The organism is Streptomyces sp. NPDC030183, assembly GCF_055573455.1.
In genome coordinates this window covers 669,793-693,089 of record NZ_JBVIBK010000001.1, presented here as the reverse complement: position 1 = coordinate 693,089, position 23,297 = coordinate 669,793, and the positions used below count along the sequence as shown (strand labels likewise).

Sequence of the window (23,297 nt, the reverse complement as noted above, 5' to 3'; positions counted from 1 at the left end):
GGACTGAGATCACCGAACGCCTCTTACCCCAACGGCGTCAACGGACCAGTCCCCGCGTCATCAAACGCAAGATGTCCAACTGGCCCCTCAAACGAGCCGAACACCGCAACCTGCCGCCACCAGCCACGGCAGTCCTCACGATCTCCAGACCACACACCATCTAAGTCACCGGCATTGGGCCTAGGCGGGCCCCGACGAAGCTCGCCCCGCCGAGCCAGGCACCCGCGAGGTTCCTCACCGCACCACCGGCCACCGAGCGCCGGTCCCCGCGGGCATGGTCACCGTCCGGTCGGTCACCGTGCGCCGGTCACAGCAGGTCCGTCAGGTCCGGGCCGCGGCCGTCGATGATGTCGGGCGTCCTGATGCCGTGGCCCTCGGCACGGCCGAAGTAGGTCGGCTCCCCGGGCTCCGCCGCCACACCCAGCAGCGTGTCCAGGGCTTGGAGGGCCGCGGCGAGGCGGGGGGCGTTGAGCTTCTCGACGTCCGGGTGCGGGAGGCCGCGGAAGTCGAAGTGACCCCAGATGTCGTGGTGGACGGCCAGGTCGGCGGAGAGCCCCAGCGGGTCGGGCGAGACGGTCAGCTCGACCAGGCGGTGCTCGCGCCGCTCCTCGCCCGCCGCGTCGAGCCAGGTGCCATGGCCCGAGACCAGGAGGTCGGCGACCTGGGCGTCGGGGAAACCGACGGGACGGGTCGCCAGGAGGCGCCCGGGCAGGTCGGGGTCGTCGAGCGGACCCTGGAGCGACAGCCGCGTGGTGACCCCGATGCCTCCGACGCCGTCCACGTACCAGTGCCATTCGAGGGCGCCCGGGACCAGCAGGCCGTGCTCGCGCAGGACACCGGACATCCGGGCCGCCACCGACAGCGCCGATTCCAGGCCGGGAGGCGCGTAGTCATCGAGCTCCCAGCTCCAGGACGCGCACTCCCGCGGAGCGCGCAGCAGAGACGACATGAGTGTTCCTTACGGGTAGACCGGACCGTTGGCGGGGAGGGTGATGGAGCCGTCCTCGAACCGCAATTCGAAGGTGGCGTTGCTGCGCCTCGCGTGCCCCTCGACGCGCCTCAGGATGTCATCCGTGACGTTGGCCTTCAGATCGTGGATGTCGAGGATCGCCACCTTCTGGCCCGCGATGGGCCCGGCGAGCTGCTTGGCGGCGATCTTCTTGGCCGCGGAGTTGATGCCGGACACCGACTGCACGTCCTTGAGCTGGACGCCGTACTCGATCCGGTCCCCGGACTTGATCAGAACGTCCAGGTCCAGCTTGGCGTCCGGGTCCTTCAACTCCAGCGCCAGGTTCTTGTGCCCGCGTGCCTGCAGCTCCGTCGTGTGCTCCATGGCCATGTAGACGGCGGGGGTCATGTCGCCCTGCTTGCACTGGGCGAGCAGGTCGCCGTAGCCGGGAAGGTCCGCGAGGTTGCCGCGGGCGATGTGTTCGGCGATCCCCGAGCCGTAGTCGCTCTTGCGCAGCTGGACGAGCAGACGCTGCTGGTCGTGCGCCTGCATCTTCGCCTTGCCGAGCTGGTCCACGACCGAGGCTTCCTGGTCCGGTGTCATACCGCCGGTGCGCGGGGAGGGCGTCGCGTCGCCCTCGCTGAAGTCGGGGCGGCCGGGACCGTCGCCGCCGCCGGGGCCATCCCCGCCGCCGGGTCCGTCGCCGCCGCCGGGGCCATCCCCGCCGCCGGGTCCGTCGCCACCGCCGCCGGGCCCGTCGCCGTGACCGCCGCCGCCGGGTCCGTCGCCGCCGCCGGGTCCGTCCCCGCCGCCGGGTCCGTCACCGTGGCCACCGCCGCCGGGCCCGTCGCCGTGACCGCCGCCGCCGTGACCGCCGCCGGGTCCGTCGCCGTGACCGCCGCGCGGGGTCTCCGCGTGGCCGCCCGGCGTCTCATGGCTCCCGGACGGGCCGCGTCCCAGGTCGTCGGCTCGGCCGCCCGGAAGGTGATCCGCGCGACCGCCCGGCAGACCGTCGTTCCCGGCCCGCCCGGTGCCGCCGAAGACGTCCCCGCCCCGGCCGGCGCTCGCCGTGCTGTCGCCCGTCTTCGGCCCGGCCCCCACCAGCTCGGGCTGCCGCTGGTGGACGTCGGCGCCCCGCTCCGCCGCCGTCCCCTCGTGCTTGATGCCGTCCAGGGATTCGCGCACGGTGCCGTCGGCGTTGTGCATGACCAGGGTTTTGGTGTCGAGGTAGACGACCTCGCCCTTGGGGGTCTCCATGCGGACGCTGTTCTCGGGGGTCAGGCCCGCGGGGAGGTCGTCCGTCAGGTTCGGGGTGTCGGCGATGCGGTACGTGCCCTCGCCGAGGCGGATGTGGGTGCCGTCGGTGATGCCGCGCAGGCTCGCCATGACGTCGCTGATCTTCACGGCGGTCGCGCCGACGCCCTTGGTGATGTACGTCATCGGGTCCACGATCCTGCCGGCCTTGCCGGCGAAGGAGATCGCCTTGGCGATGGCGCCCGCCTTGCCCGCGCCCGCTGCCGCGCCTCCCGCGCCGCCGGTGAAGATGGTGGTGACGACGTTGAAGGTGACCGCCCCGGCCGCGCGGGAGGGGTTCTTGCCCCACTCGTCGTAGGCGATCAGCGCCTTGCCCGTCTCCACGACCGCCGTGCGGGAGTCGCGCAGCCAGGAGGGCAGCTTGTCCGCCGGGGTCAGCCAGTACGCGGCGCCCAGCGGGGTCGCGGTGATGGCGATGCCGGTCAGGAGCTTGCCCAGGCCCGTCCAGGCCTGGCCGGCCGCGTCCCAGCCTTGGAAGCCGACGAGGGTGCCGAGGCCCTTGATGGTGCCCCAGACGCCGTCCACGACGAAGCCGACGGCGAAGTCCCAGACGTGTTCGTGGATGTAGTACCAGGGGTTGGACTCCTCCACCGGGTCGCCCCAGGGCAGACCACCGGCGTTGTTCAGGTCCTCGCCCCGGTAGCCGTACATGTTCTCTTTGTTCGAGCCGTCGTTGACGACCAGCGGCTCACCGCCCACCAACGCGACGATCTTGTTGTAGCAGTCGCGCTCGGCGGCCTGGAACGCGGCGTAGGCGGCGTTGATGTCGGAACGGCGGTTGTTGTTCTCCTCGACGAGGTCACCGTCGGCACGCCACTCGTCGTCGTCCGCGATCTTGGCGCGGAAGGCGATGGCGTCCCGGCGGAGCTGTTCGAACTTCTGCTTGAGCGGGCCGACCGCCGCCGCGTAGTCGTCGAGGGCGGAGGCCACGGTCCCCAGTTCGGTGGAGAACTCCTCGCCCTTCGTCGCGACCGGCGCGGTCGTCGCGAACAGCTGGTCCGCCTCCGGCGCCTTGTAGTACGCCGACAGGCCGCCGAAGCGGGTGTCGATCGCCGAGCCGGAGTCCTTCAGCGAGGTCCCGGCCGACCGGATGCCGCTGATGTGCTGGTCCAGCAGCTCCAGATTGCCGGTGAACTCGGGGACCTCTTCCGGGATGACGGGGATGTCGTCGCTCACTTCGGCCCCTGCCCGCCGTTGCCGCCGACGCCGGGCGGCGGGGGCACCACCGTCGCCTTGAGCGCGTTGGCCTGGTGCTGGGCGGCCATGTCCAGGTCACCGGTGACATACGCGTTGGTGGCCTTGGCGGCGCCCTGCACGGAGTCGATGGTCCGCTGCGCCATGAACGCCAGCTTGTTCCGCCGCTCCTCCAGGTACTTGCTCAGCGCCGCCGCCACCGGGCCGACCGGCACACGCGGGGTGCCGGCGGCGACCGGTCCGATCATGGGGCCGCTGAACTGCCCGCCGGGCACCGCCGTCCCGGCCGACTCGGCCGCGCTGGCCATGTTCGTCACCAATGAGTTGGCGGCCTTCTCCAGACCGCCCGCCGCCTCACCGGTCGAATTCAGCGTGCTCTGCACGTTGACCGGATCGATGTCCCAAGCCGGCATCGTCGTTACCCCCGTAACGTTCGCTTCCCTCAGTACACACGCGCAACCGGCACCGTTCGGTTCCCACCGTGGAGCGGGACTTCACGGCCGTCGCACGGACGCGCACGTCAATCGTTGGTACCAAAGGGGCAGTTACAGGCGCAACGTCCATGCGGTGAGATACCTCACGGCCACGCACACCACCTTTACCTGGCGGGGCGGTGGTGCTGCCAGCCCTCCCACGCCGAGGCGATCATGTCGTCGACTCTGTGGCGGGCCTTCCAGCCCAGCTCGGCGGCGATGCGGTCCGCCGAGGCGACGACCCGGGCGGGGTCGCCGGGACGGCGGTCCACGACGACGGGCGACAGGGGGTGGCCGGTGTGGGCGGTGATGCGGTCGATCATCTCCCGTACCGAGACGCCCTCGCCGCGGCCGATGTTGAGGGTGAGGTCGGTGCCGGGCGTCTCGCGCAGCCGCCGGGCGGCGGCGACATGGGCCTCGGCCAGGTCGACGACGTGGATGTAGTCGCGTACGCAGGTGCCGTCGGGGGTGGGGTAGTCGGCGCCGAAGATCCGCGGCGCGGACGCCTCGGTGAGCTTCTCGAACACCATGGGGACGAGGTTGAACACGCCGGTGTCGGCCAGGTGGGGCGCCGCCGCCCCGGCGACGTTGAAGTAGCGCAGGGACGCCGTCGACAGGGCCGTCGCCCGGCCCGTGGCCCGTACCAGCCACTCCCCGGCCAGCTTCGTCTCGCCGTAGGGGCTCATCGGCACGCACGGCGTGTCCTCCGTGACCAGGTCCACGTCCGGCATCCCGTACACGGCCGCCGAGGAGGAGAACACGAACGACGCGACACCGGCGTCCGTGACGGCGGAGAGCAGCACCCGCAGACCTTCGACGTTCTCCCGGTAGTAGTGCAGGGGCCGTTCGACGGACTCGCCGACCTGCTTCTTCGCCGCGAGGTGGACCACACCGGTGACACCGTGGTCGCGGATCACCCGCGCCAGCAGCTCACCGTCGAGGGTCGAGCCGACCTCCAGCGGGACACCCTCCGGCACCCGTTCGGCGATCCCCGTGGACAGGTCGTCGTAGACGACGGCCTCCTCGCCCGCGTCGAGCATCGCGCGCACCACGTGGGCGCCGATGTAACCGGCGCCACCGGTGATCAGCCAGGTCATGGGCGACTGTCCTCTCGTCGGTGGACCCGCGGGTCCGGTCGGTGGTGCGCCCGCGCGGGCCGGTGGCGGGCGCGGGCGTGACCAGGTCGGTCATCAGTGAAGCAGGCGTTTGAGACGACGGCGTACCACTTCGGTCATTCCGCGCCAACCGGGCGCGAGGCGCAGCGCGAGCGCCCCCGCGTGGGTCGCGTACGGCTGCACCAGGAGCACGCCGTGCCGTGTGCTCGGGAGCGCGCGGCGGCGCAGCAGCCCGGCGCCCGCGACCGCGTGGGCGGTGGTCTCGCGCCGGCTGCCGTCCCGGAAGAGCAGCCTCAGCCGCAGGTCCCAGGTGCCGCTGCCCAGTGCCGCCAGGTCCAGCGGGACCTCGGCCGTCCAGTGCTCGGACTGGGGGCGGGCGGTGAGGGGCGCAGCGCACGCGAAGCCCACGTGCCCGTCGTCCCGTCCGGTGAACTCGACCTCGACCGTCTCGGGGTCCGCGTCCGCCATCCGCCCGTACAGCTCGTGCAGGCGCAGCCGCAGGACGGTGCCCCGCGCGCGGGGCCGCAGTTCCGCGTCGACGGCGGCCGGCAGCAGGTGCACGGGGCGGACGAGGAGGTGCTCCAGCTCCACCTGGGGCAGGTCCGCCGACCAGACGGGCGTGCCGTCGTCCGCGCGCGCGTACGGCGGGTTCAGCCGCGCCGGACGGGCCGCCATCTCCTTGAGGCGGCCCAGGTCGCGCGGTTCCTCGGCGGCGAGGATGACCCGGGCGACGACCCGGCCGGGCGCGGGCGCCGGCGTGAAGTCGCCCTCGTCGAACGTGTTCAGGTACGCGCGGGTCAGGGTCCACCATTCGCGCCGGTAGTGCGCGCCGCGCAGGTCCAGCTCACGCGCGTACATGCGCAGCGAGTGGTCGAGGAAGCGGGTCCGGGTGGCACGCGCCAGACGCTTCTCGCCGGCGCCGAGGAGGATGTCGTACGACAGGCGGTCGGCCTCGATGCGGGCGCGCCAGTTGGCGATGTCGGAGCGGTCGAGGGAGAGCGAGAGCCGGGCCGCCGAACGGCGTACCTGCCACACGTACACGGGGTCGGGGACGAGTGCGACGCGCGGCCCGGCGGCGAGCACGCGCGCGACGAACACGAAGTCCTCGTAGGGGAAGCGCCCTTCGGGGAAGCGGATGCCGTGGTCGCGCAGGAAGGAGGTGCGGTAGAGCTTGTTGACGCAGAGCGTGTCGTGGACGAGGCGCTCGCGCTGGGCCGGATGGGTGACCAGGGCGCGCTGGGCGTACATCTCGGGCTGCCAGGGGGTCTCGCGCCCGGAGGGCAGCTCCTTGCGGACGCACAGTCCCGCCGCCACCGGGGCGTCGTCCTGAACGGCCGCCTCCAGCAGCGCGGCCACGGCACCCGGTGGCAGCACGTCGTCGCTGTCCAGGAACATCACGTACGGCGCGGTCACGGCGTCGAGCCCGTCGTTGCGCGGGGTGCCGCAGCCGCCGCTGTTGGTCCGGCGCCGGACGACCTTCAGACGGGGTTCGGCGGCGGCCAGTTCCTCCAGGAGTTCCCCGCTGCCGTCCGCCGAGCAGTCGTCGACCGCGATCACCTGATGGACGGCCGGGCCCTGGGCGAGCGCCGAGCGCACGGCGTCCGCCACATGAGCGGCGTCGTCGTACCCGATGACGACGACGGAGACCTGCGCCTGCTGAAGAAGCATGGTTGCCCCGGACCTATGAGAGGTTTGTGTGCAATCTTCCCTTAAGAGGGGCTTCGCGGCCCCATGGGGAAGATGGCGCGTGCGGAGTCGGGGTTCCGTTCGGGAGTGTGGGATTCCGTCGGATCGTCGGTGCCGTTCGTGTCGATCGAGTGGGGATTCCCGGTGGTACCCCGCCAAAGCCGGGCGAACGACAGGCCCGCCGCGATCGCCAGCAGCCCGTTGCGCGCCACCATCAGCAGACAGCCCCGCCAGGTGGAGGCGGCCACGTCGTCGTAGAGCACCGGATAGACCAGAGTGGTGAGGGCGGTCGCCGCCACGAGCAGGACGGCCACCGGTCGCTGGGTGGTGTGCCGCGAGGTCAGGCAGACGGCGGCCAGGCCGAGCAGCCACACCAGGTACTGGGGGCTGATCACCCGGCTGGTCACGGTGAACAGCAGCACGGCGGCCAGGGCCGCGTCGTACGGTGTCGCCGGCGACCAGCGCCCGGCCCGCACCCGCCACAGCAGCAGCGCGCCCAGCGCCAGCACGGTGAGCCCCAGCAGGGCGGCGGCCACCGACGACACGTACGGGCCGATGAACTCCAGTGAGCCGTAGCGGTGGCGCACGGTCCCCGGCCAGCCCGCCCGGCGGGCGAGCCCCAGGACCGTGCCGCCGAACGACTCGATCTGCACGCCCCGTCCGCGCTGCTGCCGCAGGAAGTCGAACGGTTCCCGGAACAGCGCGGCCAGTACGCCCAGCAGCACACCCGCCGTGACCACCGCCGCCGTCCACGCCTCACGGGTCGTACGGCCCCTGGGCATGCCGATCAGGGTCAGCGCGGGCCACACCTTCACCAGGGCGCCGGCCGCCGCCAGCGCCCCGCACGCGCGCGTGGAGCGTGGCAGTGCGAGCAGGGCGAGCACGGCGAAGGCGGTGGCCTGGACGTCGTAGCGGACCAGGGGCAGGAACATCAGCAGCGGCAGGGCCGCCGTCCACAGGGCCGCGCCGCGCAGACTGCGTCCGGGGCGGCGCCCCGCGCGCAGCAGGGCGACCGTGACGGCCAGGTCCGCCGCGAGCGTCAGGACCACGAACGCCTGGAAGTACGTCAGCCCCGGCAGCAGTCCGGGGGAGAGGAGCACCGGCCCCGCACCCGGCGGGTACTGCCACAGCCGGTCGCCCGAGGGGTACGTGCCGGTCGCGAGGACGCCGTACCAGCGGGCGTACAGCTGGTGCACCTCGCGCGCGACCCCGCCCTCGCCGAGCGGGCCGAGGTGGTTGTGCGCGAGCAGCCACAGCATCAGGGCGCGGGTGGCGAGCCAGCCGGCGGTGAGAGGTCTCATCGGCCGGATCGTAAGGCGAGCGAAAGCCGGGAAAGCGACGCTACGCCGTCAATGGGCGACAAGATCGGTCATGAGCGACCAATGGGCAGCGCGTCGTCACTCACGGGTGGGCGTGTCAGCGGCTCGCGGGCCGTGTCGCGGGCGCGCGGGCGTTGCGCGTCAAGGGAAGTACGGGCGGTGCGTCAAGGGCCTGCGGGCGGTGCTTCAGCGGCTCGCGTGCGGTGTCTCAAGGGCCCGCGGGCTCCTGGAGCGCCGCCTCGTCGAGGGCGGCGGTGAGGCGGTCCAGGCGGTCGCGCAGGTCGCGGATCTCGTCGACGTCGAAGCTCGTCGCCGAGACGATCCGGCGCGGCACGGCCAGGGCGCGCTCGCGCAGGGCGGTGCCCTCCTCGGTCAGCCGCACCTCGACGGACCGCTCGTCGCGCGCGCTGCGCTCGCGCCGGACGAGACCGGCGGCCTCCAGGCGTTTGAGCAGCGGGGACAGGGTCCCGGAGTCGAGCCGCAGATACTCGCCGAGCTTCTTCACGGGCAGCTCGCCCCGCTCCCACAGCACCAGCATCACCAGGTACTGCGGATAGGTGATCCCCAGTTCCTTGAGGACCACCCGGTAGACGCCGTTGAAGGCGCGCGAGGCGGCGTGCAGGGAGAAGCAGATCTGCCGGTCCAGGCGGAGGAACTCCTCCTCGGAGACCCCCTCGGGCAGTGGGATGGCGCTGGTCATGCCCCCAGAGTACCGCGCCGTCCGCCATTTAGTTGTGCCCAATTGAATTGTGTGCTCTACTTGGGGTCGTGCACGGCGGTCGGACGGATCGCCGGAACGTGACGTGAACTGTGAAAGGGATGGGTTTCCCATGGACGCGCTCTACACCGCTGTCGCCACCGCCACCCACGGCCGCGAGGGCCGTGCCGTCACCAACGACGGCAAGCTCGACCTCGACCTGGCCCTCCCGGTGGAGCTGGGCGGCAACGGCCAGGGCACCAACCCGGAGCAGCTGTTCGCCGCGGGCTACGCCGCCTGCTTCGCCAGCGCCCTCGGCCTGGTCGGCCGCGCCGCCAAGGTCGACGTCAGCGAGGCCGCGGTGACCGCCGAGGTCGGCATAGGCAAGCAGGGCGAGGGCTTCGCCCTCAAGGCCACCCTCCGCGTCGAGCTCCCCGACAGCGTCGACGAGGCCACCGGCCGCAAGCTCGTCGAGCAGGCCCACCAGGTCTGCCCCTACTCCAACGCCACGCGCAACAACATCCCGGTCGAGCTCGTCATCGAGTAGTCACCCGACCCGGCGACGGCGACGCGCGCGGATCGCTCCGCACCACCCCTACGGAGCGATCCGCGCCAGCACCTCCCCGGTCCGCGGACTCCAGTCCACGACCACCGCCTCCTCCGGAGTCTTCCGCCACCGGGTGAGCAGCAGCCACTTCACCCCGTACCGCCGGGCGATCCGCGTCCGCTCCGCGCGCGTGGCCGCCGGGTCGAGATACGCCCGGACATCCGCGTACCGCCGTCTCCGCCCCGCCTCGTCCAGCGCCGGATCGGGCCAGGTGGGCGCCGCCATGTTCACCCCGTACCCGGCGATCGCGTGCCCCGCGTAGTACCCGTCGGTGATCAGCACCTCGCCCGGGCCCACATGCCGCGCCGCCCACGCGTACCCGGGCCAGCGCGGCGGCTGCTCGAAGCCGACCGGGTCCAGCGACCGGGGCACGACGGCCCCCGCCTGCACGGTCAGGAACCCGGCACACACCCCCGCGGCGGCGACGGCGCCCAGCACCCGCCGCCCCCACCCCCACGGCCGGGGCGCCGCCAGCTCCACCGCCAGGGCGAACTGCGCGGGGACGGCGGCCAGCCCCAGGATCCGGCCGCACGTGTAGTGGCCGCTGACCCAGCCGTACGCCACCACCAGACACTCCGCCGCGAACATCAGCACCAGCGGATCCCGCGGTGATCTGCGTGCCCGCGCCCACAGCGCCGGCAGCCCCAGCAGCGCCAGCCACAGATGCCCGGCCATGTCCGTGTACAGGAGCCGGTGCATGCCGTCCACGCTCGTGTTCCCGGCCAGCGCCAGGACGCTGTAGTACGGCCACGCCACCGCGACCGCCAGGGCGACCGCGCCCGTCAGCGCCCAGCGCCCCACCACCGGCCCCCACCAACCGCGCTGCCACGCCGCCACCACGGCGACGGCGCCCGCCAGCGCGGCCACGGCCGTGATCGGGTGCGTCAGCACGATCAGCCCGTACAACGCGCCCAGCCCGGCGTACGCCCAGGCGCTCCCCAGGCCGCTCGGGCCCACGTACCGCACGCCGCGCGGCAGGCCGCCGCCACGCGCGCGTGCACCCGTCCACGCCCACGCCCAGAACGTCAGACCGATGGCGAACGCCGACGGGTAGCCGAGGTTGGTCGTCAGCGACATCAGCCCGAGATAGCCGCTCCACACGATCCGCTCGGTGCCCCACAGCAGCGTCATGAACAGCAGCGCGAGGACCGGCGCCCACGGCCGGGGTGTCAGCACCCGGACGAACCGGCCGACCCCGGTGAGCAGCACGAGCAGGTTCAGCGGCCCGGCCAGCTTCACCAGCGCCCAGCCGCTCAGGCCGGTGAGCCGGGCGAGGACACCCTGGACGACGGTGTAGGGGGAGTAGTACGGGCTGCCCGCGCCCGGCAGATCCGCCGTCGGGTGGGCCGGGTGCCACAGATCCCAGCGGAGGCGTTCGATCACCGCCGCGTGCTGGCCGGCGTCGCAGCACAACGGCACCCGCCAGTACGCCAGCGTCATCACCAGCCAGAACAGCCCGCCGACCAGGACATACGGGCTCGGCCGTCGGGTCAGGCGGGTACGGCCGCCACGGAGCGCGGTGGCGCCGAGTGCGCCACGGAGGCGGCGCCGGGGGCGGGCGCCGCCGTCCAGGGAGACGGAACCAGATCCGGTGTAGGGCATTTGCCGTCTATTCCCGGATCGGCTCGGATGATCATCCGCTTAGCGGGCCGTCACCACATCGAGTGAAGGGCGGGTGGCGGTGATCCGCTCCAGCAGCAGGGGCAGTCCCAGCACCGGCAGCAGCCACGCCACCACGATCAGCCGGTCGCCCCAGATGGTGATGTCCGGATGGCCCGCCTGGTTGAGCAGGCCCGTGACGCCGCCGGCCACCACGAACCACCCGAACACGGGCCGCTGCCGCAACGCCCCCCACGCCCCCGCCGCCAGCGCGGCCAGGAACAGCGGCTGCGTGAGCTGACGGCGCCCCCACTCCACCCAGAAGTCGGCCTCCAGACGCAGGAACTCCGGCCACAGCCGGGCCCGGTCGGGCCGCGTGAAGTGGTCGGTGAGCAGGTCCTGGAGGCTCTCGGTGGCGGCCGGGTAGTGCAGCAGCCGGGCCACCAGCAGCGTGCCCACCACCGCGCCCGCCGCCACCGCCCCGATCACCCGCACCCACGCCTCGACCCCGGCACCGCGACCCGCCGACGCCTGTCCCGCCGACGCCCATCCCGCCGTCCCCTCTCCCGCTGATCCCCTTTCGCCCGGCCCAGCTGCGCCCGGCCCAGCTGCGCCCGGCGTGGCTGAGACCGACCCGCCCTCACGGCGGGCGCGCCGCGCGCCCCGTAGCGCGACCGCCGCGCACGCCCCCGCCAGACACACCCCCAGGAACAGCGCCTGCGAATGCTTCACCGTGAACAACGCCGCCGAGGCGCCGCCCACCAGCAGGGCACCCGCGCGCACCCGCCCCCGCACGGCCAGCGCGCACCCCCACAGCGCCGCCAGCGTCAGGGCCATCAGCAGCCCCTCGGTCATGGGGCGCATGGCGGTCGCCCCGCACGGCAGCACGTAGTACAGGGCCTGACCGGTGAGGGCCACGGGGACCGGGGCGCGGGCCGCGCGCAGCACCAGGAAGGCGAGGACGCCCCCGGCCGCCGCGATCAGCACGCTCGACAGCCACACCCCCCAGGTCACCCCGAACACCGTCACGAACGGCATCAGCAGCACCGGATAGCCGGGGCGCACCTCGAAGATCCGCTGGAACCGCTCGGAGGTGAAGGGCGCGATCGGACCGCCCGTCTGCCCGGCCGCCAGCCGCCGCTCCACCTTCTGCCACAGCTCCCGGCGGCACTCCGCGGCCACCCGCCCGGCCGGGCTCGGCGCGCGGAAGCGCACCACGTCCACGCTCTGGTCCCGCTCCGCGGTGGCCGCCCGGCTCTCGCAGTAGTGGTCGATGGTCCCGGCCGCCGACTCCCGCACCCCTGCCCCGCCGAGCGTGAGGGCGTACGAGACGTAGTTCTTGGTGTCGGGGGTGGCGCGCCCGGTGACGGCCGCGAACTGGCACAGGGCGAAGACCACGGCCAGCAGCACCACCCACGTACGCGCCCCCACCATGACCGCACGCCCACCGACCATGACCGTGCGCCCGCCGACCATGACCGCGCGCCCGCCGACCGTGAACGCGCGCTCCCTCATGACGAGACGAGGGACGAGTCGCGGCGGGCGCTCGGGGCGGGCACCGCCGGCACCGCCTCCCCCAGCATCAGCGTCCGGACCACCCGCTCGGCGGCCTTCCCGTCGTCGAACTCGCAGTACCGCTCCCGGAACGCCGCCCGCAGCCGCGCCGACTCCGCGTCCCGCCACTGCCCCGAGTCGAACAGCCAGGTCAGCTCACGGTACGAGCGGGACACATGGCCGGGGCCCTCGGCGGTGATGTCGAGGTACGCGCCCCGGCTCGCCGTGAAGGCACCCCAGTCGTCCGCGTGGATCACGATCGGCCGGTCCAGGTTGGCGTAGTCGAACATCAGGGCCGAGTAGTCCGTGACCAGGGCGTCGGAGGCGAGCATCACCTCCTCGACGTGCGGCTCGTCCGTCGCGTCCACCAGCAGGCCCCGCCGGTGCAGCTCCGCGAGCCCGAACCCGCGCGCCGGTCCGTCCGCCAGCGACGGATGCAGCCGTACGACGAGGGTGTGGCGCTCGCCCAGGCTCCGGCGGAGATCCTCCGCGAACCGCGCCAGGTCGAACCGCTCGACGTGCCCGCCCCGCCGGTAGTCGCGCGGCGAGGGCGCGTACAGCACGACCGTGTGGTCCGCCGGGATGCCGAGCCGCTCCCGGACCGCCGCGCCGCTGTCCGGCTTGGCGTTCACCAGCACGTCGTTGCGCGGACTGCCGGTGCGCAGCGACACGAACCCGCACGGGTACGCCCTGCTCCACACCAGCTCCGAGTGGCGGTTGGCGACCAGGCTGTAGTCCCAGCGGTCGGCCCGCCGCAGCATCCGCGGCACGTCCACGCCCAGCCGCGCCCCCGGCTTGTGCAGCAGATCGGCGGCCATGAACTTCAGGGGCGTGCCCTGATGGGTGTGGATGTACACGCTGCCCGGACGCCGGCCCGGCGTCGACGGCCAGTTCACGTTGTTGACGAAGTACGTGGCCCGCGCGGCCATCCGCAGGAACTCCGGCGAGCCCGGCGTCACGTACTCCACGTCCACCGGCAGCGTCCCCACCAGCTCGGGCCGCACCACCCACACGCCCCGGATGTGGGGGGCCAGATCACGCGCGGCCCGGTACACCACCGCCGGGTCGCCGAGCATGCCCCGGTGCGAGAACGCCGAGTACAGCGCGAGCCGCGGGTCCAGCGGCAGCCGCTCGTGCACCAGCGACCAGCTGCGCCGGATCCGCTCGGCGCCCGCCGCCCGCACCCGCTCCCCGCGCGCGGTCAGCGCCCCACGGAGCCGGGCCGCCTGCCGCCGCGCCCGGCACGCGGCCCAACTGCCTTCGAGGACCCGGAACTCCGGCGCCACCGGCACGTCGTCCGGCCTGCGGTACTTCCGGTACAGCCCCGCCGTCCGCCGGAAGAACTCGCCCTTGTCCCGCGGCGGCACCCGGTCCGGCTTGGCGAGGATGTCGAGGCAGTGCTCCGCCATCTTGTGCCGCAGATAGGGCCGCCAGCGCGCCAGCTCGGGCCGCGAGTCCAGGAAGGTGAAGACCCGCTCGTACTGGTCGTGCACGTCGAAGTGGCGGCGGCTCGTCGTGGACAGGATGTTGCCCTGCCGCCGCTGCCGGTACGCCACACAGATCCGGTCCAGGGTCGCGATCCGCTCCGCGCTCAGCAGCACCGGGAACGTCCACGGCGTGTCCTCGTAGTAGCCCGGCGGGAACCGGAAGCCGTGCGCCTCCACGAACTCCCGCCGGTACGCCTTGTTCCACACCACCATCAGCAGTTCGAGGATCTCCGGGTGCTCGGCGACCGTGAACGTGCCGGCGCCGACGTCCTTCAGCACATGCGCGAGGGAGTTGCGGCGCGTGCCGCCCCACCAGTACGTGCGGGCGTAGTCGAAGACCAGCACATCGGGGTCCCCGGCCTCGTCCAGCCGGTCGGCCAGCGCGCGCAGGGCGCCCGGAGTGAAGGTGTCGTCGCTGTCGAGGAAGAGGACGAAGTCCCCGGTGGCGTACGGCAGTCCGGCGTTGCGGGCGCGGCCGAGGCCCACGTTCGCCGGCAGGTGCAGCACCCGCACGCGCGGGTCTCGGGCGGCGTACGCGTCGAGGATCTCGCCGCTGCCGTCCGGCGAGCAGTCGTCGACGGCGATGACCTCCAGGTCCCGGTACGACTGCTCCAGCACCGAGTCGAGGCACTCGCGCAGAAAGCCCCGGACCTTGAACACGGGGACGATGACACTGAAGCGGGGCACGTCCGTCAGCTCCTAACGAGGGTGGCCGTGGGGCGGGGGGCCGGGGTGCGCTCGGCCAGGGGGACGACGGGCGGCAGCGCCTGCGGGGGCTCCCCCAGGAACACCCGCCGTACGACCCGTTCGGCGGCCCTCCCGTCGTCGAACTGGCAGAACCGCTCACGGAAGGCGGCCCGCAGCGCGTCCGCCGCCGGATCGGCGTACGAGCCGTCGCGGAACAGGTCCGCCAGCTCCCGCTCGCCGCGCGCCACGGGGCCGGGCGGCGCGGCCGGGAGGTCGAAGCAGACGCCCCGCGTCGCGCGGTAGACGTCCCAGTCGTCGGCGTGGATCACGATGGGCCGGTCGAGGTTGGCGTAGTCGAACATGATGGAGGAGTAGTCGGTGATCAGGGCGTCGGCCGCGAGGCAGAGGTCCTCGGTGGAGCGGTGCCCGGTGACGTCGATGACCCGGCCGTCCCGGCCGCCCGCCACGCCCCCGGCCAGGTGGTCGCCCCGGTCGTAGAAGTAGTGCGCCCGCAGCAGCACCACGAACTCCTCGCCCACCGCCTCGCAGAACGCCTCCAGGTCCAGCCGCGGGTCGTAGCCGCAGGCGTGGTCGCGGTGGGTGGGGGCGTACAGCAGGGCGGTCCTGCCCTCGGGGACGCCCAGCTGCCGCCGGGCACGGGCCACATCGGCGGCCGTCGCCGTGTAGTACACGTCGTTGCGCGGATAGCCGTACTCCAGCTGCTCGTACGCGCCCGGGAACGCCCGCTCCCAGGTCTCCGTCGAGTGCCGGTTGGCGGAGAGGTTGAAGTCCCAGCGGTCCACGCGCGCGAGGAGACGGGTGAAACCACCGGACGCGGCGGCCACCACCGGGTACGTCGACTGGTCCACGCCCATCGTCTTCAGCGGGGTGCCGTGCTGGGTCTGCAGATGGACACTGCCCGGGCGTTTGACGACCGCGTCCGCGAAGTTGGCGTTGTTGACGAGGTACTTGGCGCGGGCCAGCACCTGCCAGTACCGCCGGCTGCCGATGACGGCGTGGTCGACGCCCTGCGGCAGCCGGGCCACCGCGTCGGGCTCCACCAGGAACACCGAGCGGATGTGCGGGGCCAGTTCACGGACCTTGGCGTGCACGGCGGCCGGGTTGCAGGTGTGGCCGCGGCCCCAGTACGCGCAGTACACGGCGAGGTTCTCGTCCAGGGGGAGGCGGCGCTGCGCCGCGTAGTACGCGCGGGTCAGGGACGCGCGGGGGCGGGGGACCGCCGCCACCGCCCGCGCCGCCGCCCGGTGCGCGGCGCGCAGCGCCCGGAACGCGGAGTACGAGCCGGCCGCGAGCAGCCGGTGCTGTACGCCGAGACTCCCCGACGGCGGGCGGAAGCCGGTCGGGCGGTGGTGGCGGTAGAGGTGGGTGGCCCGGCGGAAGAAGCCGCGCCGGAGGTGGGCCGGCAGCCGCTCCGGGCGCGCCGCGCTCCGCAGCACCACCGCGAACAGCTGCGCGAACATCGCCTCCGACAGACCGCGTTCGGCGGTGGCCCGGGCCAGCACCAGCTCGACCTGGTCGAGGAGGTCGAGCTGGTGCTCACCGGGTGTGTTGAGCCGGCTGCCCTGGCGGCGCAGCAGATGGCGTACGCACACCGGGCCGCGCAGCTCCGCCGTGCGGTCGGCGGCGAGGGCGACGAGGCCGCTCCAGCCGAGGTCGGTGAAGTGGCCGGGCGGGAAGGCGAGCCGGTGCTCCGTGAGGAAGTCCCGGCGGTAGGCGGCGCTCCACGCCGGGGTCGCGACACCCGAGGGGCGGACCACGGTCGTACCGCCCTCCCACCAGTGGGCCCGCTCGTGCGACAGATACAGCACGTCCGGGTCCGCGGCCTCCCGCAGCCGGTCCGCGATCCGCTGGAGGGCGCCCGGCGCGAGGGTGTCGTCGCCGTCGAGGAACAGCACGTACGTGCCGCGGGCGGCGGCCAGGCCGGTGTTGCGGGCACCGTCGAGTCCGGCGGCCGGCGGGGACTGGGCCGGGGCGATCCGGGTGTCCCGGCGGGCGTAGGCCGTGGTGACCGTGCCGGCGGGGGAGTCCTCGGTGTCGTACACCGGGATCAGTTCGAAGTCGCCGACGGGTTGGGTCAGTACCGAGTCCAGGGCGAGGGGGAGGCGGCCTTCGACACCGTGCGTGGGGACGATGACGCTGAAGCGGGGCATTCTGTCCTTTCGGGGTCGGATCGGGTGCGCCTTGGGGGGTGGGGGCCGGGGGTACGCGGGCGGGTGCGGGTGGTTCGTGGGTTCTCGCGCAGTTCGCCGCGCCCTTGAAGGCTTCGGGCCTGCGGCCCGGCCTTCGGCTGAAAAGCACGGGGCGCGGCCCCGGGCGCTTTTCAGGGGGCGCGGGGAACCGCGCGAACAACCCCCACTCACCCGCACCCGCCCACGCACCCCGCGGCGCCACTACATGCGCAACGGGTCGTGTTCCGCCCGGCACTGACCCGGCACCGACGCCAGGGGCGACGCGTCGCGGCCGGACGTCGCCGACGGCGCGGGGCGTCGCTCGCCGAGCGGCACGATCGCCGGGACCTCCCTCTCCCCCAGCACCACCCGACGGACCACCCGCTCCGCCGCCCTCCCGTCGTCGAACTGGCAGAACCGCTCACGGAACGCCGCGCGCAGCTGCGCCGACCGCGACCCCCGCCAGTGACCCGTCGCGAAGATGTCGATCAGCTCGTCCTCGCTGCGCGCCACCGCGCCCGGCGGGAACGACCGCAGGTCGAAGTACGTCCCGCGCGCCGCCTCGTACGCCTCCCAGTCCTCCGCGTGGATCACGATCGGCCGGTCGAGGTTGGCGTAGTCGAACATCAGGGACGAGTAGTCCGTGACGAGCGCGTCGGACGCCAGGCACAGGCCCTCGACGCTCGGATACCCGGTGACGTCCAGCAGCCGCCCGTGCGCGAGGTCCGTCAGTGGCGCGTCGTACGCGTGGTGGGCGCGGGCGAGGACCACGAAGCGCGGCCCCAGCTTGCGCAGCACCCGCTCCAGGTCCAGATGGGCGCGCTGGGAGTGGCGGTAGTCGCGGTGGGTGGGGGCGTACAGCACGGCGACCGCGCCCTCGGGGATCCCGAGGTGCTCGCGGATCCGCGCCACGTCCGCCGAGCCGGCCCGCAGCAGCACGTCGTTGCGGGGCGCACCGTATTCGAGGGTCGTGTACGGGGACGGGTGGACCCGCTCCCAGACGAGCGTGGAGTGGCGGTTGCCCGACAGGACGTAGTCCCACTGGTCGCTGCCGCGCAGCGCGGCGTCGAAGTCCGTGCCGCGCGCGGCCGCCGGACGGTCCTCAAGGTCGAGCCCCATGTGCTTGAGCGGGGTGCCGTGCCGGGTCTGCACCAGCACCTGGCCGTCCCGTTTCACCAGCCGCCGGTCGAAGTCGACGTTGCTGACGAGGTACTTGGAGCGGGCGAGCGCCGTCCAGTAGGCCATCGAGCCGGGCAGCACCCGCCGGGTCGCCACCGGGAGGGTGTGGTGGTGCTCCGGCCGGGCGACCCACGAGGTGCGCATGCCGGGGACGTACGTGCGGAACGCGTTCTCCAGCGCGGCCGGGTTGCACACATAGCCGCGGCCGTCGTACGCGGCGAACACCGCCCGGTCGGCCCTCAGCGGCAGCAGGCGCTGCACACGGTAGTGCAGGCGGAGCCCGCCGCCGCGGACCAGCCGGCCCAGGCCCCGCGCGAGCCGCCCCGCGCCCCGGCCCGCGCGGGCCGTCGCCCACAGCGCGCCGTAGAGGCGGTGGCTGCCCAGCCGCAGCAGCGCGTGCCGCAGCCGGGCGCGGGCGCGCAGGGGCGTGCCCGGGGTGCGGTAGCGGGCGCAGTACGCACGGACGGTCCGCAGGAACTCGGCGCGCGCGGCGCGGGGGATCCGGTCCCGCCGGGAGAACACCGCGGTGAGGTGGTCGGCCATCCGGCGGAACAGCAGCGGACGCCACTCGGCCAGCTCCGGCCGCTCGTCGACGTACGCGAAGAGCCGGTCGTACTGCTCGAACACGTCGAAGTGCGCGCGGGTGGTCCGGTCGAGGAGACCGCCGTGGCGGCGCCGGCGGAGGTGGACGCAGACCCGGTCGAGCGTGGCGACGGACTCGGCGCGCATCAGCACCTGGTACGTCCAGGCCGCGTCCTCGTAGACACCGGGCGGGAAGCGGAAGCCGTGGTCCTCCACGAACTCACGCCGGTACGCCTTGTTCCACGCGGCCGGGCGGACGCTCAGCAGACCGGGGCGGTCGTCGAGCCGGAACGGGGCCGAGCCCGCCTCGGTGAGCCGGCGGTCCCGTGCCGCGCGGACGGGCTCGCCCGCCCAAGTGGTGCCGGCGAAGTCATGGACGAGGACGTCCGGTTCGCCGGTCTCCTTGACGCGGTCGGCGATCGCCTGGAGCGCGTCCGGCGCGAGCGTGTCGTCGCCGTCGAGGAAGAGGAGGTAGTCGCCGCGGGCCAGCTCCATCCCCTTGTTGCGGGCGGCGCCCGGCCCGGTGTTCTCCCGCAGCCGCACGGGGCGTCGGACGCGGGGGTCGCGGGCCGCGACCTCGTCGGCGATCGCCCCGCAACCGTCGGGGGAGGCGTCGTCGACGACGATCAGTTCGAGGTCGGTGAAGGACTGGGACAGCACGGAATCCAGGCATTCGTGCAGGTACGCCTGAACCTTGTACGCGGGAACGATGACACTGAACCTGGGCAAGGGGGACATCCATGGGTCGGCGCGGGCATACTGCCCGGAAACGGCCGATGGGATGATTTGGTTACGGTGCGTGTTCCATACGGGGGAATCTGCGGGGGCGGGGGGCGCATCGGTGCGTTTCCGGGTGCGGGTGGATGGGGGTTGCTCGCGCGGTTCCCCGCGCCCCTGCCCACTCACCCGCGCCCGCCGACGGCCCCCCGGCCCCCTCCGCCTGGGCGGCGGTCTATTTCACCGCCCCCGCCATCACGCCCGACACGAACTGCCTCTGGAACGCGAAGAACACGGCCAGCGGGATCACCATCGAGATGAACGCGCCCGGCGCGAGGACCTCGATGTTGCCGCCGAACTGCCGTACCTGCTGCTGGAGCGCCACCGTCAGCGGCTGGGAGCCGGAGCTGGAGAAGACCAGCGCGACCAGCATGTCGTTCCACACCCACAGGAACTGGAAGATCCCGAGGGACGCGAGCGCCGGCGCGGCCAGCGGCAGGACCACCGTCGCGAACAGCCGCACCTCGCCCGCCCCGTCCAGCCGCGCCGCCTCCAGCAGCTCCCGCGGGATCTCCGCGAAGAAGTTCCGCAGCAGGAAGATCGCGAACGGCAGTCCGAACCCCACGTGGAAGAGGACCACACCGATGATGTCGCCGAAGATCCCGACGTCCCGGAAGAGCCCGGACAGCGGGATCAACGCCACCTGCACCGGCACCACCAGCAGCCCGACCACGACCATGAACCACCAGTCGCGGCCCTTGAAGTCCATCCACGCGAAGGCGTATCCGGCCATCGCGCCGATCAGCACGACGAGCAGTGTCGCCGGGACCGTGATCCAGACCGTGTTGAGCAGGGCGTCGGTGATCCCGTCGTTCTCCAGGAGGGACGCGTAACTCTCCGTGGTGAGCTGGGCGGGCGCCGAGAACACCTTCCACCAGCCCGACGTGGCGATGTCGGTCGGGTCGCGGAACGACGACACCAGCAGACCGAACGTCGGCACCAGCCAGAACAACGCCACCAGCAACAGGAAGATCCGCAGCGCGCCCCCCGCCACACCGCTCGCCACCCGCGCGGCGAGCGAGCGCCGGGCACGTACGGGCGCCCCGCCCGCGGGGTTCTTCGGGGCCGGCGCCGGGGCCGGGGTTTCGAGGGCGGTCACCGCTGGCGCTCCTTCCGCAGTCGCCGGATGTTGACCCACATCACCGGCAGCACGAGCAGCAGCAGCACCACACCGATGGCGCTGCCCAGCCCGAAGTCGCCCCCGCCGCCGTACGACGCCAAGTACAGCTGCAGGGCGAGGACGTTGGCCTCGTCCTGGGTCGGCTGCGGCGCGATGATGTAGACGAGGTCGAAGATCTTCATCACGTTGATCATCAGCGTGACGAGGACGACGACGAGGACCGGCGCGAGCAGCGGCACCGTGATCCGGCGGAACACCTGCCACTCGTTCGCCCCGTCCACCCGCGCCGCCTCCAGCAGGTTCCGGTCGACACCCGCCAGCCCGGCCGCGATCAGCACCATCGCGAACCCGGCCCACATCCAGACGTACGAGCCGATGACGGCCGGTGTCACCAGGGTCGGGCCGAGCCAGTCGATGCCGTTGTACGGCGCCGCGAAGTTCGAGCCCGGCAGCCGCAGGCGCGCTCCGTCGGCGGACTCCGGCAGACGGAACGTGCCGTCGGCGCCGCTGGTCGCGGTGGCGACGACCTTCCCGTCCTTCACCGCCTCCACCTTGACGCCCTCCAGCGCCTTCTCGCCCCGGTCGACGGCGCCCTTCTCACCGCCGCCACCGAGCTTGAAGTCCAGCCAGACGGTGCCGGTGACCCCGTCCTCGGTGGGCGCCTTCGCGTCCTCGGGGTCGCCCGGGAGCCGGTTCGGCGCGATACCGACGAGCGGCAGCAGCGCCGGGGTGCCCGCGCGGACGGCGCCCTCCGTGGTGAACGACCCGCCGCCGGACGGCCGCAGATCGCTGACCTGGGCGTTGGGGCGGGCCTTCGGGTACACGGACTCGTCGGCGAACACGTCGTGCACGGATGTCACGACCGCGTTCGCGACCCCCTGGTCCGGGTCCTGCTCGTACACCAGCCGGAAGATGATGCCCGCGGCCAGCATCGAGATCGCCATCGGCATGAAGACGATCAGCTTGAACGCCGTTCCCCAGCGCACCCGTTCCGTCAGCACCGCGAAGATCAGACCGAGCGCGGTGACCAGGGCCGGGGCCACCGCCACCCAGATCGCGGTGTTGCGGACGGCGACCAGGGTGGCGTCGTCGGTGAAGATCTCCGCGTAGTTGTCGAGGCCGACGAAGCCCGAGCCGCTCGCGTCGAACAGGCTCCGCCAGACCGAGTACCCGATCGGGTAGACCACGAGCGCGCCGAGCAGCACCAGCGCGGGCAGCAGGAACAGCACCGCCACCCACATCCGGGTGCCCGTCACGCTCTTGCGCGGTGCGGCGGGGGGTGTCGGCAGCGCGCCGGCACCCCCCGCCGTCTTCGCCACGGCGGACGACATGACGGCCGTCAGCCGTTCCCGTAGGCCTTGGCCGCGTCCGTCTCCAGCTTCTTCTGGGCGCCGGCCACGTCGTCGGGGTTCTTCAGGAAGTCCTGGAGGTCCTTCCACTCGCCGACGCCCTGGGTGCCGCCGAACGCCGCGGGCGCCTGGTCGGACATGTCGAAGCGGAAGTCGTCGCCCGCCGCGAGCAGCGCCTTGGCGATCTCCCGGGTGACGTCGTCCTTGTACGTCGCCTGGTCCATCTTCTTGTTGGGGGAGAGGAAGCCGCCCTGCGCCGCCCAGATCTCCGCCGCGTCGGTCGAGGCGAGGAAGGTGAGCAGGGCCTGCGCGCCCTTGCCGTCCTTGAGCGCCACCGCCGCGTCGCCGCCGGTGACCACCGGGGAGGCGTCGCCGACCGCCGGGAACGGGAAGACCTTCGCGTCCGAGCCGATCTTCGCGTCGGTGTCGCCGTTGATGGTCACGGCCACGAAGTCACCCTCGAAGACCATGCCGGCCGGGGTGTCACCGCTGAACGTCTGGGTGATCGACTTCGGGTACTCCGTCCGCAGGGCGCCGGCCGCCCCGCCCGCGATCAGCTCGTCCTTGCCCCACAGCTCGGCGAGGGTGGTGAGGGCCTCCTTCACGGAGGGGTCCGTCCACTTGATCTCGTGCTTGGCCAGCTGGTCGTACTTCTCGGGGCCGGCCTGGGAGAGATAGACGTTCTCGAACCAGTCGGTGAGCGTCCAGCCGTCGGCGCCGCCGATGGAGACGGCCGGGGAGCCCGCGTCGGACAGCGTCTGCGCCGTCTTGAGGAAGTCGTCCCAGGTCTTGGGCTCCTCCGTGATGCCGGCCGCCTCGAAGGCCGCGCTGTTGTACCAGACGAGGGACTTGTTGGCGGCCTTCGCGTACACGCCGTACTGCTTGCCCTCGTACGCGCCCAGGTCCTTCCAGCCGTCCGAGAAGTTCTTGTCGAGCTGGGCCTGGGCCTCGCTGCCGAGCGGTTTGATCCAGCCCTTCTCGGCGAACTGGTGCAGTACGCCGACCTGGGGCAGGAACGCCACGTCCGGTGGCTTGCCTCCCTCGATCTTCGTACCGAGGAACGTGGAGGTGTTGTTGCCGGTCGGCACGAAGCTCACGGTGGCGCCGGTGCGTTTCTCGAACTCGTCCAGCACCTTCTGGAAGTTGTCCAGCTCCGGGCCGGTGAAGACGGCCGCGACCTCCAGCTTCTGGCCGTCCAGCTTGGGGAGTTGGACGGTGGGCTTGCCGCCGCCGTCGCCGCCGTTGCCATTGTTCCCGTCGTCGCCGCCGTCGTCCCCGCCGCACGCGGAGAGGGAGACGGCGAGGAGGCCCGCGGCGAGGGCGGCGAGGGCCTTGGTCGTCGATCTCGACCTGGGTGTGGGTGAGGGATGGTGCTCGGTCCTCGCGTTGCGTGTACGAAGCATGCTGCGCATCACTGACC

16 protein-coding genes are annotated in these 23,297 nt (G+C 72.8%); 1 reads left to right on the top strand and 15 read right to left on the bottom strand.

All coding sequences use genetic code 11. From position 1 onward, the window contains the following. Positions 1-307: 307 nt before the first annotated feature. The 7 genes from ACZ4Z2_RS02900 to ACZ4Z2_RS02870 form a co-directional block, all read right to left on the bottom strand. A complete protein-coding gene (locus ACZ4Z2_RS02900) occupies positions 308-949 on the bottom strand; it encodes a hypothetical protein (protein WP_468071628.1) in 642 nt (213 codons plus the stop codon). Positions 950-958: 9 nt separating this feature from the next. After that, positions 959-3,439, bottom strand: coding sequence for a hypothetical protein (locus ACZ4Z2_RS02895; protein WP_468071626.1), 2,481 nt, complete (start codon positions 3,437-3,439; stop codon positions 959-961). Beyond that, positions 3,436-3,870, bottom strand: a complete 435-nt coding sequence (locus ACZ4Z2_RS02890) for a DUF6507 family protein (protein ID WP_468071624.1) — start codon at positions 3,868-3,870, stop codon at positions 3,436-3,438. Before ACZ4Z2_RS02890 ends, ACZ4Z2_RS02895 begins: the two co-directional genes overlap by 4 nt. A 185-nt stretch (positions 3,871-4,055) precedes the next feature. Continuing rightward, the gene (gene galE / locus ACZ4Z2_RS02885; RefSeq protein ID WP_468071622.1) at positions 4,056-5,027 is read right to left on the bottom strand and encodes a UDP-glucose 4-epimerase GalE; all 972 of its coding nucleotides are present in this window, start codon (positions 5,025-5,027) and stop codon (positions 4,056-4,058) included. Between the two features lie 93 nt (positions 5,028-5,120). Beyond that, a complete protein-coding gene (locus ACZ4Z2_RS02880; protein WP_468071620.1) occupies positions 5,121-6,713 on the bottom strand; it encodes a glycosyltransferase family 2 protein in 1,593 nt (530 codons plus the stop codon). A 41-nt stretch (positions 6,714-6,754) separates the two neighbouring features. Continuing rightward, entirely contained in the window at positions 6,755-8,032 is a 1,278-nt protein-coding gene (locus tag ACZ4Z2_RS02875; RefSeq protein ID WP_468071619.1) for a glycosyltransferase 87 family protein, read from the bottom strand. 226 nt (positions 8,033-8,258) lie between these two features. Continuing rightward, the gene (locus ACZ4Z2_RS02870) at positions 8,259-8,750 is read right to left on the bottom strand and encodes a MarR family winged helix-turn-helix transcriptional regulator (protein WP_468071617.1); all 492 of its coding nucleotides are present in this window, start codon (positions 8,748-8,750) and stop codon (positions 8,259-8,261) included. 130 nt (positions 8,751-8,880) lie between these two features. Between ACZ4Z2_RS02870 and ACZ4Z2_RS02865 the strand changes: the two genes are divergently transcribed. Then, positions 8,881-9,294: an organic hydroperoxide resistance protein gene (locus ACZ4Z2_RS02865; protein ID WP_055516810.1), complete on the top strand. Its 414-nt coding sequence runs from the start codon at positions 8,881-8,883 to the stop codon at positions 9,292-9,294. Between the two features lie 48 nt (positions 9,295-9,342). Here the strand turns inward: ACZ4Z2_RS02865 and ACZ4Z2_RS02860 are convergent, their stop codons facing one another. The 8 genes from ACZ4Z2_RS02860 to ACZ4Z2_RS02825 form a co-directional block, all read right to left on the bottom strand. Continuing rightward, entirely contained in the window at positions 9,343-10,956 is a 1,614-nt protein-coding gene (locus ACZ4Z2_RS02860; RefSeq protein ID WP_468071615.1) for a hypothetical protein, read from the bottom strand. 39 nt (positions 10,957-10,995) lie between these two features. Beyond that, entirely contained in the window at positions 10,996-12,387 is a 1,392-nt protein-coding gene (locus ACZ4Z2_RS02855; RefSeq protein ID WP_468071696.1) for a hypothetical protein, read from the bottom strand. A 77-nt stretch (positions 12,388-12,464) separates the two neighbouring features. Beyond that, on the bottom strand, positions 12,465-14,681 hold the full coding sequence (locus ACZ4Z2_RS02850; protein ID WP_468071613.1) for a bifunctional glycosyltransferase/CDP-glycerol:glycerophosphate glycerophosphotransferase: 2,217 nt from the start codon (positions 14,679-14,681) through the stop codon (positions 12,465-12,467). A gap of 5 nt (positions 14,682-14,686) precedes the next feature. Further along, positions 14,687-16,852: a bifunctional glycosyltransferase/CDP-glycerol:glycerophosphate glycerophosphotransferase gene (locus ACZ4Z2_RS02845; protein WP_468071611.1), complete on the bottom strand. Its 2,166-nt coding sequence runs from the start codon at positions 16,850-16,852 to the stop codon at positions 14,687-14,689. 240 nt (positions 16,853-17,092) lie between these two features. Continuing rightward, the gene (locus ACZ4Z2_RS02840; RefSeq protein WP_468071609.1) at positions 17,093-19,369 is read right to left on the bottom strand and encodes a bifunctional glycosyltransferase/CDP-glycerol:glycerophosphate glycerophosphotransferase; all 2,277 of its coding nucleotides are present in this window, start codon (positions 19,367-19,369) and stop codon (positions 17,093-17,095) included. Between the two features lie 214 nt (positions 19,370-19,583). Further along, positions 19,584-20,507, bottom strand: coding sequence for a carbohydrate ABC transporter permease (locus tag ACZ4Z2_RS02835; RefSeq protein WP_468071607.1), 924 nt, complete (start codon positions 20,505-20,507; stop codon positions 19,584-19,586). After that, on the bottom strand, positions 20,504-21,859 hold the full coding sequence (locus tag ACZ4Z2_RS02830) for a carbohydrate ABC transporter permease (RefSeq protein ID WP_468071605.1): 1,356 nt from the start codon (positions 21,857-21,859) through the stop codon (positions 20,504-20,506). Before ACZ4Z2_RS02830 ends, ACZ4Z2_RS02835 begins: the two co-directional genes overlap by 4 nt. An 8-nt stretch (positions 21,860-21,867) precedes the next feature. Continuing rightward, a complete protein-coding gene (locus ACZ4Z2_RS02825) occupies positions 21,868-23,289 on the bottom strand; it encodes an ABC transporter substrate-binding protein (RefSeq protein WP_468071603.1) in 1,422 nt (473 codons plus the stop codon). Positions 23,290-23,297 lie beyond the last annotated feature (8 nt).

Coding starts and splice junctions, on each gene's coding strand:
- ACZ4Z2_RS02825 (WP_468071603.1), bottom strand. CDS start 23,289: ATGCGCAGCATGCTTCGTACACGCAACGCGAGGACCGAGCACCATCCC.
- ACZ4Z2_RS02855 (WP_468071696.1), bottom strand. CDS start 12,387: ATGGTGGGGGCGCGTACGTGGGTGGTGCTGCTGGCCGTGGTCTTCGCC.
- ACZ4Z2_RS02860 (WP_468071615.1), bottom strand. CDS start 10,956: ATGCCCTACACCGGATCTGGTTCCGTCTCCCTGGACGGCGGCGCCCGC.
- ACZ4Z2_RS02830 (WP_468071605.1), bottom strand. CDS start 21,859: ATGTCGTCCGCCGTGGCGAAGACGGCGGGGGGTGCCGGCGCGCTGCCG.
- ACZ4Z2_RS02865 (WP_055516810.1), top strand. CDS start 8,881: ATGGACGCGCTCTACACCGCTGTCGCCACCGCCACCCACGGCCGCGAG.
- ACZ4Z2_RS02880 (WP_468071620.1), bottom strand. CDS start 6,713: ATGCTTCTTCAGCAGGCGCAGGTCTCCGTCGTCGTCATCGGGTACGAC.
- ACZ4Z2_RS02870 (WP_468071617.1), bottom strand. CDS start 8,750: ATGACCAGCGCCATCCCACTGCCCGAGGGGGTCTCCGAGGAGGAGTTC.
- ACZ4Z2_RS02845 (WP_468071611.1), bottom strand. CDS start 16,852: ATGCCCCGCTTCAGCGTCATCGTCCCCACGCACGGTGTCGAAGGCCGC.
- ACZ4Z2_RS02900 (WP_468071628.1), bottom strand. CDS start 949: ATGTCGTCTCTGCTGCGCGCTCCGCGGGAGTGCGCGTCCTGGAGCTGG.
- ACZ4Z2_RS02890 (WP_468071624.1), bottom strand. CDS start 3,870: ATGCCGGCTTGGGACATCGATCCGGTCAACGTGCAGAGCACGCTGAAT.
- ACZ4Z2_RS02875 (WP_468071619.1), bottom strand. CDS start 8,032: ATGAGACCTCTCACCGCCGGCTGGCTCGCCACCCGCGCCCTGATGCTG.
- galE (WP_468071622.1), bottom strand. CDS start 5,027: ATGACCTGGCTGATCACCGGTGGCGCCGGTTACATCGGCGCCCACGTG.
- ACZ4Z2_RS02840 (WP_468071609.1), bottom strand. CDS start 19,369: ATGTCCCCCTTGCCCAGGTTCAGTGTCATCGTTCCCGCGTACAAGGTT.